This window comes from Pseudomonas paraveronii, from assembly GCF_963681955.1.
Taxonomy (GTDB): domain Bacteria; phylum Pseudomonadota; class Gammaproteobacteria; order Pseudomonadales; family Pseudomonadaceae; genus Aquipseudomonas; species Aquipseudomonas paraveronii.
In genome coordinates this window covers 1,355,848-1,370,951 of the sequence record NZ_OY817130.1, presented here as the reverse complement: position 1 = coordinate 1,370,951, position 15,104 = coordinate 1,355,848, and the positions used below count along the sequence as shown (strand labels likewise).

Annotated in this window: 13 protein-coding genes and 1 pseudogene; 10 read left to right on the top strand and 4 right to left on the bottom strand. The window is 59.6% G+C overall.

Annotated features, from left to right (window positions below):
- Positions 1 to 137: 137 nt before the first annotated feature.
- The gene (locus U5A08_RS05990; RefSeq protein WP_247396245.1) at positions 138 to 872 is read right to left on the bottom strand and encodes a LexA family transcriptional regulator; all 735 of its coding nucleotides are present in this window, start codon (positions 870 to 872) and stop codon (positions 138 to 140) included.
- Positions 873 to 1,072: 200 nt separating this feature from the next.
- Between U5A08_RS05990 and mutS the strand changes: the two genes are divergently transcribed.
- Together mutS and fdxA are read left to right on the top strand one after the other, a co-directional pair.
- Complete coding sequence (gene mutS / locus U5A08_RS05985; protein ID WP_253393632.1) at positions 1,073 to 3,664, top strand: DNA mismatch repair protein MutS; 2,592 nt, start codon at positions 1,073 to 1,075, stop codon at positions 3,662 to 3,664.
- Between the two features lie 143 nt (positions 3,665 to 3,807).
- Positions 3,808 to 4,131 carry a ferredoxin FdxA gene (gene fdxA, locus U5A08_RS05980; protein ID WP_003222178.1) on the top strand — a complete coding sequence of 108 codons (324 nt, stop codon included), beginning with the start codon at positions 3,808 to 3,810 and terminating at the stop codon, positions 4,129 to 4,131.
- A gap of 497 nt (positions 4,132 to 4,628) precedes the next feature.
- On the opposite strand, the gene apbC is transcribed toward fdxA, so the two are convergent.
- Complete coding sequence (gene apbC, locus U5A08_RS05975; RefSeq protein ID WP_321850735.1) at positions 4,629 to 5,723, bottom strand: iron-sulfur cluster carrier protein ApbC; 1,095 nt, start codon at positions 5,721 to 5,723, stop codon at positions 4,629 to 4,631.
- Positions 5,724 to 5,896: 173 nt separating this feature from the next.
- Between apbC and metG the strand changes: the two genes are divergently transcribed.
- From metG to U5A08_RS05935, 8 genes and pseudogenes are all read left to right on the top strand, one after another.
- A complete protein-coding gene (gene metG / locus U5A08_RS05970; RefSeq protein ID WP_253393630.1) occupies positions 5,897 to 7,948 on the top strand; it encodes a methionine--tRNA ligase in 2,052 nt (683 codons plus the stop codon).
- Between the two features lie 103 nt (positions 7,949 to 8,051).
- Positions 8,052 to 8,624 (top strand): Rnf-Nqr domain containing protein, encoded by a 573-nt coding sequence (locus U5A08_RS05965; RefSeq protein WP_321850733.1) that lies wholly within the window; start codon positions 8,052 to 8,054, stop codon positions 8,622 to 8,624.
- A 17-nt stretch (positions 8,625 to 8,641) separates the two neighbouring features.
- Positions 8,642 to 9,013, top strand: a pseudogene (gene rsxB, locus U5A08_RS29810) (electron transport complex subunit RsxB); the annotation flags it as partial.
- A 556-nt stretch (positions 9,014 to 9,569) separates the two neighbouring features.
- Entirely contained in the window at positions 9,570 to 10,529 is a 960-nt protein-coding gene (locus U5A08_RS05955; protein ID WP_253393627.1) for an RnfABCDGE type electron transport complex subunit D, read from the top strand.
- The gene (locus tag U5A08_RS05950) at positions 10,526 to 11,110 is read left to right on the top strand and encodes an RnfABCDGE type electron transport complex subunit G (RefSeq protein WP_321850728.1); all 585 of its coding nucleotides are present in this window, start codon (positions 10,526 to 10,528) and stop codon (positions 11,108 to 11,110) included. Before U5A08_RS05955 ends, U5A08_RS05950 begins: the two co-directional genes overlap by 4 nt.
- Positions 11,103 to 11,597 (top strand): Rnf-Nqr domain containing protein, encoded by a 495-nt coding sequence (locus U5A08_RS05945; RefSeq protein ID WP_253393624.1) that lies wholly within the window; start codon positions 11,103 to 11,105, stop codon positions 11,595 to 11,597. The genes U5A08_RS05950 and U5A08_RS05945 overlap by 8 nt, the downstream gene beginning before the upstream one ends.
- A gap of 25 nt (positions 11,598 to 11,622) precedes the next feature.
- The gene (gene nth / locus U5A08_RS05940) at positions 11,623 to 12,261 is read left to right on the top strand and encodes an endonuclease III (protein WP_247396271.1); all 639 of its coding nucleotides are present in this window, start codon (positions 11,623 to 11,625) and stop codon (positions 12,259 to 12,261) included.
- Between the two features lie 106 nt (positions 12,262 to 12,367).
- On the top strand, positions 12,368 to 12,547 hold the full coding sequence (locus tag U5A08_RS05935) for a PA3496 family putative envelope integrity protein (RefSeq protein ID WP_247396274.1): 180 nt from the start codon (positions 12,368 to 12,370) through the stop codon (positions 12,545 to 12,547).
- 87 nt (positions 12,548 to 12,634) lie between these two features.
- On the opposite strand, the gene U5A08_RS05930 is transcribed toward U5A08_RS05935, so the two are convergent.
- Positions 12,635 to 13,267, bottom strand: a complete 633-nt coding sequence (locus U5A08_RS05930) for a response regulator transcription factor (protein ID WP_253393622.1) — start codon at positions 13,265 to 13,267, stop codon at positions 12,635 to 12,637.
- A gap of 613 nt (positions 13,268 to 13,880) precedes the next feature.
- Entirely contained in the window at positions 13,881 to 15,098 is a 1,218-nt protein-coding gene (locus U5A08_RS05925; protein ID WP_321850724.1) for an argininosuccinate synthase, read from the bottom strand.
- Between the last annotated feature and the right edge of the window lie 6 nt (positions 15,099 to 15,104).

The window sequence follows — 15,104 nt, the reverse complement described above, 5'->3', positions numbered from 1 at the left end:
AGTCAATGCATAAATGCATTTATTTTCAGTATGCAAATGCACTGATGCATTTAGAGCCTTGCTAGCAAAGGGTTTGATGCCTTTCAACAGACGAAAAAAAGCCCGCTCATTGGCGGGCTTTGTCTTACGAGAGAAGGTTAACGGGCGTACATGCCCCACCAGAAGACATGACCGAGGATGCTGATCTGTTCATCCTGGATGTCCTGGAAGCTGTAGTCCTCGTCCGGGTGTTCATCGCGGTTGAAACTGCGCAGGCGAATCCCGGAAGGCAAGCGATAGAGCTGTTTGACCCGCAACTGGCCATTGTGATTGATGGCGTACAAGTCGCCATCGACGATGTCGCCAATCGCGCTCTTGCCCGCATTCACCCCCACCGTCGCGCCATCACGCAGCACGGGCAACATGCTGTTGCCGCGCACCGTCACGCACTTGGCCTGGTCGAACTGCACGCCGTTATGCCGCAGGCTGCGCTTGCCGAACCGCAGGCTGGCCTTTTCGCTTTCCTCGATGACGAATCTTCCTGATCCAGCAGCCAATTCAACCTCACGCAAAAAGGGGATCGACACCTCGTCGTCATTCACGGGGGTGTCGTCATCCCACAGGCTTATGTCCTTGAGTTCCGAATGCGTCGGGTCGCGCCCATCATCCCGCGAAACGCCCACCGCCGCGCGCCCGCGCAGTTGGTCGGTGCTGACGCGGAAGTACTCGGCGATGCGGGAGATGTGCTTGTCCGAGGGGTCAACGATCTTGCCGCTGAGTATCCGGGACAGCGTGGATTGAGGCACGCCGGTACGCCGGTGAAGCTCCGTGGGGGAGATCCGGTCGCGGTCCAGCAGCTCTCTTAAGACGATAGAAACGTTGCGTTTTTGCATAAAGCGGATAGTGACGACAGATTTCAGGCTTGGCAAATGCTAATTTGCATTGAGTATGCATTTTTATGCATTTTTCGTGACTTTTGAGCGGGCCTGCGAACGGTCGACCTCGCGTGTTAACCTTGCCGCCATCGCAAAATCAGCTGGGCCGAGTGCCCCACCTTTGCCCCACTTCTTTTAACGAATTCGCTAATTATCTGATGAGTAAAACCACTTCCGATCTGTCCAGCCACACCCCAATGATGCAGCAGTACTGGCGCCTGAAAAACCAGCACCCTGATCAGTTGATGTTCTATCGCATGGGCGATTTCTACGAGATCTTCTACGAAGACGCGAAGAAGGCCGCCAAGTTGCTGGACATCACCCTGACCGCGCGTGGGCAGTCGGCGGGGCAGTCGATTCCGATGTGTGGGATTCCTTACCATTCGTTGGAAGGCTACCTTGTCAAGCTGGTGAAGCTGGGCGAGTCGGTGGTGATCTGTGAGCAGATCGGCGACCCGGCCACCAGCAAGGGGCCGGTGGAGCGTCAGGTGGTGCGCATTATTACGCCGGGGACGGTGAGTGATGAGGCGCTGCTGGATGAGCGGCGCGATAACCTGATCGCTGCGGTGCTCGGCGATGAGCGGCTGTTCGGCCTGGCGGTACTGGATATCACCAGCGGCAACTTCAGCGTGTTGGAGACCAAAGGCTGGGAGAACCTGCTGGCGGAGCTGGAGCGTATCAATCCGGTGGAGCTGATGATCCCGGATGATTGGCCAAAGGACCTGCCGGCGGAACGTCGTCGTGGGACCAAGCGTCGCGCACCGTGGGATTTCGAACGTGATTCGGCGCTGAAAAGCCTGTGCCAGCAGTTCTCCGTGCAGGACCTCAAGGGCTTCGGTTGCGAGACCCTGACCCTGGCCATCGGCGCCGCCGGTTGCCTGCTCAGCTATGCCAAGGAAACCCAGCGCACCGCCCTGCCGCACTTGCGCAGCCTGCGCCATGAGCGCCTGGACGACACCGTCGTGCTCGATGGTGCCACCCGTCGCAACCTGGAACTGGACACCAACCTGGCCGGCGGGCGCGACAACACTCTGCAATCGGTGGTGGACCGTTGCCAGACCGCCATGGGCAGCCGCTTGCTGACCCGTTGGCTGAACCGTCCGCTGCGGGATTTGACGGTGTTGCAAGCGCGGCAGACGTCGATTACCTGCCTGCTGGACGGCTATCGCTTCGAAAAGCTGCAGCCGCAGTTGAAAGAAATCGGCGATATCGAGCGCATCCTGGCGCGGATTGGCCTGCGCAACGCGCGGCCCCGTGACTTGGCGCGTCTGCGTGATGCCTTGAGCGCCCTGCCGCAACTGCAAGTGGCGATGACCGAACTGGACACACCACACCTGCAACAACTCGCAGTAACTGCCGGCACCTACCCGGACCTGGCGGCGCTGCTGGAAAAAGCCATCATCGACAACCCGCCGGCGATCATCCGTGACGGCGGCGTGCTCAAGACTGGCTACGACAGCGAACTGGATGAACTGCAGTCCCTGAGCGAGAACGCCGGGCAGTTCCTGATTGACCTGGAAGCCCGCGAAAAAGCGCGCACCGGCCTGGCCAACCTGAAGGTCGGTTACAACCGCGTGCATGGCTACTTTATCGAGTTGCCGAGCAAGCAGGCCGAGCAGGCGCCCATCGACTATCAACGTCGTCAAACCCTAAAAGGTGCCGAGCGCTTCATCACCCCCGAGCTGAAAGCGTTCGAAGATAAGGCGCTGTCGGCCAAGAGCCGCGCCTTGGCGCGGGAAAAGATGCTGTATGAAGCGCTGCTCGAAGATTTGATCGGCCGCTTGGCGCCGTTGCAAGACACCGCCGCCGCACTGGCGGAGCTGGATGTGCTGAGCAACCTGGCCGAGCGTGCGCTGAACCTTGACTTGAACTGCCCGAGGTTTGTCAGCGAGCCGTGCATGCGCATCGTTCAGGGTCGCCACCCGGTGGTGGAGCAGGTATTGACTACGCCGTTCGTCGCCAACGACCTGTCGCTGGACGACGATACCCGCATGTTGGTGATCACCGGTCCGAATATGGGCGGTAAATCCACCTACATGCGCCAGACCGCGCTTATCGTGTTGCTGGCACATATTGGCAGCTTCGTACCGGCGACCAGTTGTGAGCTGTCCCTGGTGGATCGCATCTTCACGCGGATCGGTTCCAGCGATGACCTCGCCGGTGGCCGGTCGACCTTTATGGTGGAGATGAGCGAAACCGCGAACATCCTGCACAACGCCACCGAGCGCAGCCTGGTGCTGATGGACGAAGTGGGCCGCGGCACCAGCACCTTCGACGGCCTGTCCCTGGCCTGGGCGGCGGCCGAGCGCCTGGCGCATCTGCGCGCCTATACGCTGTTCGCCACCCACTACTTCGAACTGACCGTGCTGCCGGAAAGCGAGCCGCTGGTGGCCAACGTGCATCTCAATGCCACCGAGCACAACGAGCGCATCGTGTTCCTGCACCATGTGTTGCCAGGGCCGGCCAGCCAGAGTTACGGCCTGGCCGTGGCGCAGTTGGCCGGTGTGCCGAACGACGTGATCACCCGCGCCCGCGAGCACCTCAGTCGCCTGGAAGCCACCGCCCTGCCCCACGAAACCGTGGTCGCCAGCCCGAAGAAGGCCAGCAGCAAATCCAGCGCGCCACACCAGAGCGATATGTTCGCCAGCCTGCCCCATCCGGTGCTGGATGAGTTGGCAAAACTTGACCTGGACGACTTGACACCGCGAAAAGCGCTGGAAATGCTCTATACACTGAAGACACGGATCTAACGCAGACGCTTGCAAGCTGATATTATCTCGCGCGGTTTGGGATGCTGCGGGCTTTTTAGCCTGGTCCGCAGACTATCGCTCTCAAACCTCGCGGGCCCCACCATAAGGGGTTTCGCTGCCGCCGCCTGAGGAGAAAATTAGAAATGACCTTCGTCGTCACCGACAACTGCATCAAGTGCAAATACACCGACTGCGTAGAAGTCTGTCCGGTGGACTGCTTCTACGAAGGCCCGAATTTCCTGGTCATCCACCCGGACGAGTGCATTGACTGCGCCCTGTGTGAACCTGAATGCCCGGCCGTCGCTATTTTCTCCGAGGACGAGGTCCCGGAAGATATGCAGGAATTTATCCAGTTGAACGTCGAACTGGCGGAAATCTGGCCGAACATCACGGAGAAGAAAGAGTCGCTGCCGGATGCGGAAGAGTGGGACGGTGTGAAAGGCAAGATCAAAGATCTCGAGCGCTGACAGCGCCGCTGTCCAATAAAAAGGCCCTTTCTGGGCCTTTTTTGCGTTATGGGGCAGGCATTTTACTTTTCTGCAGGCAAAAAAAGGGGCGGTATGACCCGCCCACATTTTTTCCCTAGTCCCTGTATTCCTTTTTCATCATCCTGATGAATCGCATCCTGCGACGTTCCTTCAAACCATCGTTCCTTGATGGCTGTGTCAATCCGTGGACACAGGGCAGATAGTAGCCAGTTCCCAGGGAAGTACAACGCAATCCAAACCGCCGCCTGCGCCGCAATCGCGCTCGAAAGCCAATAAATAATTGTTATATTTCAATTGATTAGAAATATAGCCAGACAATTCGAGACGTCCGGCAGCGCTAAAAAAACCAAACACTTACGTGAAAGTAAGCAAATGCTTACACGAGCAACTGTGTAAGAGCGCAGCAAGCAATGCCTGGCCGTTCTGCGGACAAGAAAAAGCCCCGACAAATTCGAGGCTTGTTTCCTACGACTGGCTCAGTCGTCGCTGACTGTAATCGTCGGCATGGCCGGAGCAGCCGCTTCCTGCAGCACAATCCGCGCGCCCACGTGACGCGCCAGCTCCTGATAAACCATGGCGATCTGGCCGTCGGGCTCGGCAGCCACCGTCGGTTTGCCGCCATCGGCCTGTTCACGAATCACCATTGCCAGCGGCAGCGAGGCGAGCAACTCGACGCCGTACTGAGTGGCCAGTTTCTCGCCGCCCCCCTCGCCGAACAGATGCTCGGCGTGGCCGCAGTTGGAGCAGATGTGTACCGCCATGTTTTCCACGACGCCCAGCACCGGAATGTTGACCTTGCGGAACATTTCCACGCCTTTCTTCGCGTCCAGCAGCGCCAGGTCCTGGGGGGTGGTGACGATCACCGCACCGGCCACCGGGACTTTTTGTGCCAGGGTCAGTTGGATATCACCAGTGCCTGGCGGCATGTCGATTACCAGGTAGTCCAAATCGCCCCAAGCGGTCTGGGTCACCAGTTGCAGCAAGGCGCCGGAGACCATCGGCCCACGCCATACCATCGGTGTGTTGTCGTCGGTCAGGAACGCCATCGACATCACTTCCACACCCAGCGACTCGATGGGCACGAACCACTTCTGGTCCTTGATTTTCGGGCGAGTGCCCTCGGCAATGCCGAACATCACGCCCTGGCTTGGGCCGTAGATATCCGCGTCGAGAATCCCCACGCGAGCGCCTTCGCGCGCCAGCGCCAGCGCCAGGTTGGCCGCCGTGGTGGATTTACCCACCCCACCCTTGCCGGAGGCCACGGCCACCACATTTTTCACATTGGCCAGGCCGGGGATCTGCGCCTGGGCCTTGTGCGGCGCGATCACACATTGAATGTCGACCCTGGCCGAACCCACGCCGTCCAGGCCTTCAATGGCCATTTGCAGCATCTGCGCCCAGCCGCTCTTGAACAGACCGGCGGCATAGCCCAGTTCCATCCGGACCGACACCTGGTCGCCCTGGATCTCGATGGCGCGGACACAACCGGCACTGACCGGGTCCTGGTTCAAATAGGGGTCGGTGTATTGGCGAAGAACGGCTTCCACCGCTGCGCGATTGACGGCGCTCATGGGCTACTCCCGAAAAAAGACTGACTGAAACAGGCGGCTATCCTACCCGTTCCAGCGGCTTAACGGCATGCTTTCGCAGGCCGGGAAGATTCTGAAACAGCGTCACGGGGTGAAATATATTTCCCGGCGCTTTATAGTGACCGACCTCCGTTTCATCAAGTAGCCGAGCCCCAATGTCCGAGCCACGCAAGATCCTCGTCACCAGCGCCCTGCCCTATGCCAATGGTTCGATCCATCTTGGCCATATGCTTGAGTACATCCAGACCGATATGTGGGTGCGCTTCCAGAAGCATCGCGGCAATCAATGCATCTATGTCTGCGCGGACGACGCCCACGGTTCGGCCATCATGTTGCGCGCCGAAAAGGAAGGCATCACCCCGGAACAACTGATCGCCAATGTGCAGGCTGAACACAGCGCCGACTTTGCCGAGTTCCTGGTGGACTTCGATAACTTCCACTCGACCCACGCCGACGAAAACCGTGAGCTGTCGAGCCAGATCTACCTGCGGTTGAAGGATGCCGGGCACATTGCCACGCGCTCGATCACCCAGTATTTCGACCCGGAAAAGAAAATGTTCCTGGCCGACCGCTTCATCAAGGGCACCTGCCCGAAATGCGGCACCGCGGACCAGTACGGCGACAACTGCGAAAAATGCGGTGCCACCTACGCTCCCACCGACCTGAAGGACCCGAAGTCGGCAATCTCCGGCGCCACCCCGGTGCTCAAGGATTCCCAGCACTTCTTCTTCAAGCTCCCGGATTTCCAGCAAATGCTGCAAACCTGGACGCGCAGCGGCACCCTGCAGGATGCCGTCGCCAACAAGATCGCCGAATGGCTGGATGCCGGGCTGCAACAGTGGGACATCTCCCGCGATGCGCCGTATTTCGGCTTTGAGATTCCAGGCGAGCCGGGCAAGTATTTCTATGTGTGGCTGGACGCCCCGATCGGCTACATGGCCAGCTTCAAGAACTTGTGCAACCGCACGCCGGAGCTGGACTTCGACGCGTTCTGGGGCAAGGACTCCACCGCCGAGCTGTACCATTTCATCGGCAAGGACATCGTCAATTTCCACGCCTTGTTCTGGCCGGCGATGCTCGAAGGTGCGGGCTACCGCAAGCCGACCGGCATCAACGTACACGGCTACCTGACCGTCAACGGCCAGAAGATGTCCAAGTCCCGTGGCACCTTTATCAAGGCGCGCACCTACCTGGATCACCTGTCGCCGGAATACCTGCGCTACTACTACGCATCCAAGCTGGGCCGTGGCGTCGACGACCTCGACCTGAACCTGGAAGACTTCGTACAGAAGGTCAACTCGGACCTCGTCGGCAAAGTCGTCAACATCGCCAGCCGTTGCGCCGGTTTCATCCATAAGGGCAACGCCGGTGTGCTGGTGGCCGAGAATGCCGCGCCGGAGCTGACTGACGCGTTCCTGGCCGCCGCGCCAAGCATTGCCGAAGCCTATGAGGCCCGCGACTTTGCCCGCGCCATGCGCGAGATCATGGGCCTGGCCGACCGCGCCAACGCGTGGATCGCCGACAAGGCGCCGTGGTCGCTGAACAAGCAGGAAGGCAAGCAGGCGGAAGTCCAGGCCATCTGCGCCACCGGCGTCAACCTGTTCCGCCAGTTGGTGATCTTCCTCAAGCCGGTGCTGCCGTTGCTGGCTGCGGATGCAGAGGCGTTCCTCAACGTCGCGCCGCTGACCTGGAACGATCACGCCACCTTGCTCAGCAACCATCAGTTGAATGAGTTCAAGCCGCTGATGACCCGCATCGATCCGGTAAAAGTCCAGGCCATGAGCGACGCTTCGAAAGAAGACCTGGTCGCCAGCCAGACAGACACCGGCGAATCGACGCCGGCCGGCAACGGCGAACTGGTCAAGGAGCCGCTGTCCCCGGAGATCGAGTTCGACGCCTTTGCCGCCGTGGACCTGCGGGTTGCGCTGATCCTCAAGGCCGAAGCCGTGGAAGGTGCCGACAAGCTGCTGCGCCTGACCCTCGACATCGGCGACGAGCAACGCAACGTGTTCTCCGGGATCAAGAGCGCTTATCCGGACCCGTCCAAGCTCAATGGTCGCCTGACCATGATGATCGCCAACCTCAAGCCACGGAAAATGAAGTTCGGTATTTCCGAAGGCATGGTGATGGCGGCCGGCCCTGGCGGTGAAGAAATCTACCTGCTGAGCCCTGACAGCGGCGCCAAGCCGGGTCAACGCATCAAGTAAGCCCTGCAAAACAGCCCTGTCGTCGCGGCGACAGGGCTTTTCAGCTAGTACCCCCTTCTCGCTTACCGGATAATCAGGCCCTGTTTGCTTAACCGGCATGCCCATGACCGATATGCTCCTCACCCTTGTCAGCGCCGCCCTGATCAACAACCTCGTGTTGCAGATGCCGTTGGCCGTCGACCCGATGTTGGCTGCGCACTCACGCTCGCGGGTGCATGCATTGGGGATTGCCACCACCGCGTTGATGGCAGTCAGCAGCATGCTGGGCTATCTGCTGGACCACTACCTGCTGCAGCCACTGGCGTTGACCGCCCTGCGACTGTTTGTGTTTTTACCGCTGACCGCGCTGCTGATCCGCCCCGTGCTCGGCTTGCTCACGCGCTTGCGCCCCACACTGCCGACGGAGGGGTTATGGCCGCTCCTACTGGGCAACGCCGGGGTACTGGGCGTGGTGTTGCTGGGCATTGAAGACGACAAGGGCCTGGCACACACAGCGGCACTGAGCCTGGGCGCCGGGCTCGGCTTCTGGCTGGTGCTGAGCCTGTTCAGCGACTTACGCCAGCGGATCGCCGACAACGACATTCCGCTGCCCTTCCGCGGCCTGCCGGTCGAACTGATCAGCGCCGGGCTGATGGCGGTGGCTTTTCTGGGTTTCAACGCAATGATCAAAGCATGAACCTGATTCAACGTATCGACGCGCTGCTCCCGCAAACCCAATGCGGCAAATGCGGGCACCCGGGCTGCAAGCCCTACGCCGAAGGCATTGCCCAAGGCGAAGCCATCAATAAGTGCCCGCCGGGCGGGCAGGAAACGATCGGCGCACTCGCGCAGTTGCTGAACGTGCCGGTGCTGACGCTGGACGCCAGCCACGGCGAAGCGCCGCCACAGATTGCCTACATCCGCGAAGCCGAATGCATCGGTTGTACCAAATGCATCCAGGCGTGCCCGGTGGACGCGATTGTCGGCGCTGCCAAATGGATGCACACCGTGATCATCGACGAATGCACCGGTTGCGACCTGTGCGTTGCGCCCTGCCCGGTCGACTGCATCGAAATGCACCCGCTGGCGACGGTGCTGCCGATTGTCGGCGGCCTGGCGACCAACGACCACGAGCGCCGCGCGCGCGGCTTGAAGCGAGACCGCGCACGACGACGCTTTGAGCAACGCAACGCGCGCCTGCAACGGGAAGAAGAACACAAGCAGGCCGAACGCCTGGCCCGCGCCAAGCGTGCCGCGCCGTTGGCCGCCGTGTCGATCGATGCAGCGCAGGCAGCCCAGGACGCCGCGATCAAAAAAGCCAAGATCAACGTGGCGATGAGCCGTGCGCAGTTGCATAAATCCTTGAAGGCATTCGGGCATCCGCCCACCTTTGAACAGCAGTCGCAATTGATCGTCCTGCAACAACAGTTCGAAGGCGCAGAGCAAGCACTAACCGCCCTGGAGGTGAACCTCGCGCCTGCAACACCGGCCCCCGATAGCAGCGCCGATCTCAAGCGCGCCAAGATCCAACTGGCAATGCGCCGCGCCGAATTGAAGAAAGCCCAGGATCAGAACGCCGATCCACAGCAACTGTCCGAGGCGCAAAACAAGCTCGACGCTGCACAGCGCCAGGTGGATGCCCATGGCCACGCTTGAGCCTCAGCAGGCCCTGCAACGGGTGTTGCTGGCGACGCTACCGGGTGCGGTGGCGATGTTCTGGTTATACGGTTGGGGCGTGTTGATCAATCTGTTGCTGGCGACGGGCGGCGCGCTGTTGGTAGATGCGGGCGTGCAACGCCTGCGAGGGCAGCGTGGCAGCGATCTGAGCAGCCTGGTCAGCGCGACCTTGCTCGCCCTGGCACTGCCGCCCTATTGCCCCTGGTGGCTGTGCGTGGCGGCCGTCGCCAGTGGGCTGCTGCTGGGCAAGCACCTGTACGGCGGCCATCGCAACCCTTTCAACCCGGCCATGGTCGGGTATGCGTTGATGCTGGTGGCCTTTCCGCAACTCATGACGCACTGGCCGGCCACCCACGGCCTGGACCTGCTGGCCGGCGCACAACAGATATTCGGCCTGCACCGCGACGCGCCCGATGCCTGGGCCCAGGCGACTGCACTGGATGCCCTGCGACTGAACAAGAGCTTGACCATCGATGAACTGTTCGCTCGCAGCCCGGCATTTGGGCATTTCGGCGGCAAGGGCAGCGAGTGGGTGAACCTGGCGTTTCTGGCGGGCGGTCTGTGGCTGTTACGCCAGCGGGTATTCAGTTGGCACGCCCCCCTGGGCATGCTGGGCAGCCTCTTTGTGATCAGCTTGCTGTGCTGGAACGGCTCGGGCTCCGACTCCCACGGCTCGCCGCTGTTTCATCTGCTGACCGGCGCTACCGTTCTCGGCGCATTTTTTATCGTCACCGAGCCGGTCTCCGGCCCGAAAAGCCCCACGGCCCGGCTGCTGTTCGGGGCGGGGGTGGGCGTGCTGACATATCTGATTCGCACGTGGGGCGGTTACCCGGACGGTGTAGCCTTTGCGGTGCTGTTGATGAACCTGGCCGTGCCGGCGCTGGAACGCCTGGTGGCAGCGAAACAGCCGGCGGTCAGCGTATGAAACCGAGCAGAGGTGTGTTGCTGGCGTTGCTGATCGCCATCGGCGGCGGCACGCTGGTCCTCACCCTTCAGCACCTGACCGCCGATCACGCCGCGCGCCAGGTTCAGGCGCTACAGCGCCAGGCGCTGCGCGACCTGCTACCCGCCGACCGCTATGACAACCAACCACTGGATCACCCGCTGACCATCGCCCCACAGCCCCTGGCCGAGAGCCACCTGCAGGGTGGCTATCGGGTGACCCTGTCGGGCCAACCCAGCGCGGTACTGCTTCGTTTGACGACCAACGGCTACGCTGGGCCGATCGAACTGCTGATTGCCATCGACCGCGACGGCAAGCTGCTGGGCATCAAAACCCTGGCGCAATCGGAAACCCCAAGCCTGGGTGGGCATATCAGCGAGCCCGGCAACCCTTGGCTGGCTTCATTCAAGGGGCGTTCGCGCACGGACATGCAAGGCTCGAACTTCGATCAAATAGCCGGTGCCACCCTCACCTCTCGAGCGGTGATCAGTGCCGTCCACGACGCTTTGCGCTATTTCGACGAGCACCGTTCATCCCTGCTGGAGCCCGCCCCCCATGACTAGAGCCGTTGGCCTGGCCAATGCATCGATGCTGGCACCGTTGCTCGGGGTGACTGACACCCTGCCCAAAGCCCTGAGTTTCCTGGCGTTGTCGGCGCTGATCGTGACGTTCTACGGCCTGGCCATGCGCGCGCTGCGCTCACGCCTGAGCACGCCCTTGCGGTTGGGTGCCAGCCTGACAGTCGCTGCTACGCTGGTCAGCTGTGCGCAGTTATTGTTACAGGCATTTGCGCTACCGATGTATCAGCAACTGGGCATCTACCTCGCGCTGATCAGCGTGCAATGCGTCGTCCTGGAACATCATGGTTTCTTTGAGGCGAGCCAACGCAAGGCGCAGCTACGGTTAGTCGGTCTGTTCGCCGCACTCATGATCATCCTGGGGTTGTTACGCGCCACTGCCGCCACCCAATTGATGCCGGCCGGGTTTATCCTGCTCGGGTTATTGCTCGCAGGGTTGCAGGCCTGGGCCCATTTTTCACAATCACGCTGACCTCCAGCAAGGAATCGCCTGCCCCATGAACGCCGCAAAACGCCTGGAAATTTTCCGCAGGCTTCACGAAGACAATCCGGAACCCAAAACCGAACTGGCTTACTCAACGCCGTTTGAGTTGCTGATTGCGGTGATTCTCTCGGCCCAATCCACAGACGTTGGCGTCAACAAGGCCACGGCCAAGCTATATCCCGTGGCGAACACCCCGGCAGCGATCCATGCTTTGGGCGTGGAAGGTTTGTCCGAATACATCAAGACCATCGGTCTGTACAACAGCAAGGCGAAGAATGTCATCGAGACCTGCCGCCTGCTGGTCGAACGGCATAACGGTGAAGTGCCGCAGACTCGTGAAGCGCTGGAGGCTCTGCCGGGAGTGGGCCGCAAGACGGCCAACGTTGTGCTCAATACGGCATTCCGGCAACTGACCATGGCCGTGGACACCCACATTTTCCGCGTAAGTAACCGCACCGGCATTGCCCGCGGCAAGAATGTGGTGGAAGTGGAAAAACAACTGATGAAGTTTGTCCCCAAGCCGTATCTGCTCGATTCGCACCACTGGCTGATCCTTCACGGACGCTACGTTTGCCAGGCCCGCAAGCCGCGCTGTGGCAGCTGTCGCATCGAAGACCTGTGCGAATACAAGGACAAGACGTCGGACGATTGAGAGATCATTGGTTTTTCGATCCATCGATTGAAAAAATCTTTTTTACCCGCCCATGGAATATCGTTATAAGGAGCGCCAACGGCAGTCTTAGCCCGGAGTTAACCTTATGAGCACTGGCAAAGAACAACTGGAAGTGGAAGATGACCTTGTTGAGTCGGATGACGGTGGAGAGGAAACACCTGTAGAGGTGGCCAAGACCAATCTAAGCAAACGCCGCACCATCGACAACCTTCTGGAAGAGCGACGCTTGCAAAAACAGCTGGCCGATTACGACTTCGACCTCTGATCGGCCGAGAACGGCCGGAAGCCTCCCTGACGGAGGCTTTTTTCTGCCGATTCGCCTGGCTATCAAGCCATGTGGTGGCGCCCTCCTCTAGACCAGTCCATTGCGTTGAGCCAACTCGATCAGATCGACCAGTGAGCGGGCATTGAGCTTGAGCAGCAACCGCGTCTTATAGGTGCTGACGGTTTTGTTGCTGAGGAACATGCCGTCGGCGATTTCCTTGTTGGTTTTGCCGCGCGCCAGTTGCTGCAACACCATCATCTCGCGCCCCGAAAGGCGCTCGACCATGTCGGCCTCGCTGGCATTGCCCATGGTGGAACGCACCGAATTCAGCGCCTGGTTCGGAAAGTAGCTGTAGCCGGACAGCACCGCCTTGATGGCACTCAGCAATTCCGTCAGGTCCTGCTGCTTGCACACGTACCCGGCCGCCCCCGCTTGCATGCAGCGCATGGAGAAATGACCCGGGGCCTGGGAAGTCAGGACCAGCACCTTGAACGGTATGGCCTGCTTGGTCGACGACAGCCGGCAGATAACTTCCAGGCCATCGAGTTTGGGAATCCCAATATCCAGTATGACAATGTCCGGCATATGTTCCCGCGCAAGTTGCAACGCATCGACACCGTTATCGGTCTCGGCAACGACCTCATAACCATGACGCTCCATTAGCATGCGCACAGCAAGACGAATGACGGGATGATCATCCACGATCAGCACTTTATTCATGAGAAAGTCCAATTTCGCTGTTCGAATTATTCAGAGCAAGCACAATAGCCTAGTCGTTTCCTAGTTGGCATAGCGTTCCACCCCAAGCAACAGCAAGCAGAGACCCAACCCACAACGAGATAGGAATTAACCTACAAAAAATCACCAACTCAGATGTTTCTAGTTTTATGGAGCCCTTCAGACCTTTCCGGGCTCGCACATATTTTGAGAGAAATATCCGGTGGTTAGGGGGCCAGTCGTAAACGCAGCGCACACCAGTTTCAGGAAATGCCCCTTGCATGCCGCTATCACACGAACGGACGCGTAAAAAAAACCTGATGACTTCAGTTCCATTTAACATATTCATTTACACCATAAATTTCCTACAGAACTTTCCTCGGCTTACATCTACACCGCACTTCCGTGAGTGAATTTTCTGTAAGACATAGTTCCTATTCAGGTGTAAATAATTCATTCCTCGGCGCGTCAAGCATCAAAGTTTTTGAAACGCCAAACCCTCGACAGACTTTAAACAACCGTAAACAACTTTAAACATCAGGGCCGTTGTGCCTTTTTACGGGCAAAAAAAAATGGCCCCTGAACAAGGGGCCACTTTTCATTTCGACTGGAACACTCAGAACAACTTGCGACCCTTGTTGGCCGCAATGCGCATGCGCAGTGCATTCAACTTGATGAAGCCTGCTGCGTCCGCCTGGTTGTAGGCGCCGCCATCTTCTTCGAAGGTGGCGATGTTGGCGTCGAACAGCGACTCGTCGGACTTGCGACCGGTGACGATCACATTGCCCTTGTACAGCTTCAGGCGCACAACACCGTTCACGTGAGCCTGGGAAGCGTCGATCATCTGTTGCAGCATCAGACGCTCAGGGCTCCACCAGTAGCCGGTGTAGATCAGGCTGGCATACTTGGGCATCAGCTCGTCTTTGAGGTGAGCCACTTCGCGGTCGAGGGTGATCGACTCGATGGCGCGGTGGGCGCGCAGCATGATGGTGCCGCCTGGGGTTTCGTAGCAGCCACGGGACTTCATGCCCACGTAACGGTTCTCGACGATGTCGAGACGGCCGATACCGTGTTCGCCGCCGATACGGTTCAGGGTCTCCAGTACGGTGGCCGGGGTCATTTCGACGCCGTCCAGCGCGACGATGTCGCCGTTGCGGTAGGTCAGTTCCAGATACTGCGGCTTGTCGGGAGCGTTCTCCGGGGAGACGGTCCACTTCCACATGTCTTCTTCGTGCTCGGTCCAGGTGTCTTCCAGCACGCCGCCTTCATAGGAGATGTGCAACAGGTTGGCATCCATCGAGTACGGGGACTTTTTCTTACCATGACGCTCGATCGGGATTGCGTGCTTTTCAGCGTAATCCATCAGCTTTTCACGGGACAGCAGGTCCCATTCACGCCAAGGGGCAATCACTTTCACGCCCGGCTTGAGGGCATAGGCGCCCAGTTCGAAACGCACCTGGTCGTTGCCTTTGCCGGTGGCGCCATGGGAAATGGCGTCAGCGCCGGTTTCGTTGGCGATTTCGATCAGGCGCTTGGCGATCAGCGGACGTGCGATGGAGGTACCCAGCAGGTACTCGCCTTCGTAGACGGTGTTGGCGCGAAACATCGGGAAAACGAAGTCGCGGACGAACTCTTCGCGCAGGTCGTCAATGTAGATCTCTTTGACGCCCATGGCTTGCGCCTTGGCACGTGCAGGTTCGACCTCTTCGCCCTGACCCAGGTCAGCGGTGAAGGTCACCACTTCACAGTTATAAGTATCCTGCAGCCACTTGAGGATCACCGAAGTGTCCAGGCCGCCGGAATACGCGAGAACGACCTTGTTTACGTCGGCCATGCCATC

What these genes read in the sequence shown, in the direction of transcription:
- U5A08_RS05990 (WP_247396245.1), bottom strand. Translation starts at nt 872, where the DNA reads ATGCAAAAACGCAACGTTTCTATCGTCTTAAGAGAGCTGCTGGACCGC.
- mutS (WP_253393632.1), top strand. Translation starts at nt 1,073, where the DNA reads ATGAGTAAAACCACTTCCGATCTGTCCAGCCACACCCCAATGATGCAG.
- fdxA (WP_003222178.1), top strand. Translation starts at nt 3,808, where the DNA reads ATGACCTTCGTCGTCACCGACAACTGCATCAAGTGCAAATACACCGAC.
- apbC (WP_321850735.1), bottom strand. Translation starts at nt 5,723, where the DNA reads ATGAGCGCCGTCAATCGCGCAGCGGTGGAAGCCGTTCTTCGCCAATAC.
- metG (WP_253393630.1), top strand. Translation starts at nt 5,897, where the DNA reads ATGTCCGAGCCACGCAAGATCCTCGTCACCAGCGCCCTGCCCTATGCC.
- U5A08_RS05965 (WP_321850733.1), top strand. Translation starts at nt 8,052, where the DNA reads ATGACCGATATGCTCCTCACCCTTGTCAGCGCCGCCCTGATCAACAAC.
- U5A08_RS05955 (WP_253393627.1), top strand. Translation starts at nt 9,570, where the DNA reads ATGGCCACGCTTGAGCCTCAGCAGGCCCTGCAACGGGTGTTGCTGGCG.
- U5A08_RS05950 (WP_321850728.1), top strand. Translation starts at nt 10,526, where the DNA reads ATGAAACCGAGCAGAGGTGTGTTGCTGGCGTTGCTGATCGCCATCGGC.
- U5A08_RS05945 (WP_253393624.1), top strand. Translation starts at nt 11,103, where the DNA reads ATGACTAGAGCCGTTGGCCTGGCCAATGCATCGATGCTGGCACCGTTG.
- nth (WP_247396271.1), top strand. Translation starts at nt 11,623, where the DNA reads ATGAACGCCGCAAAACGCCTGGAAATTTTCCGCAGGCTTCACGAAGAC.
- U5A08_RS05935 (WP_247396274.1), top strand. Translation starts at nt 12,368, where the DNA reads ATGAGCACTGGCAAAGAACAACTGGAAGTGGAAGATGACCTTGTTGAG.
- U5A08_RS05930 (WP_253393622.1), bottom strand. Translation starts at nt 13,267, where the DNA reads ATGAATAAAGTGCTGATCGTGGATGATCATCCCGTCATTCGTCTTGCT.
- U5A08_RS05925 (WP_321850724.1), bottom strand. Translation starts at nt 15,098, where the DNA reads ATGGCCGACGTAAACAAGGTCGTTCTCGCGTATTCCGGCGGCCTGGAC.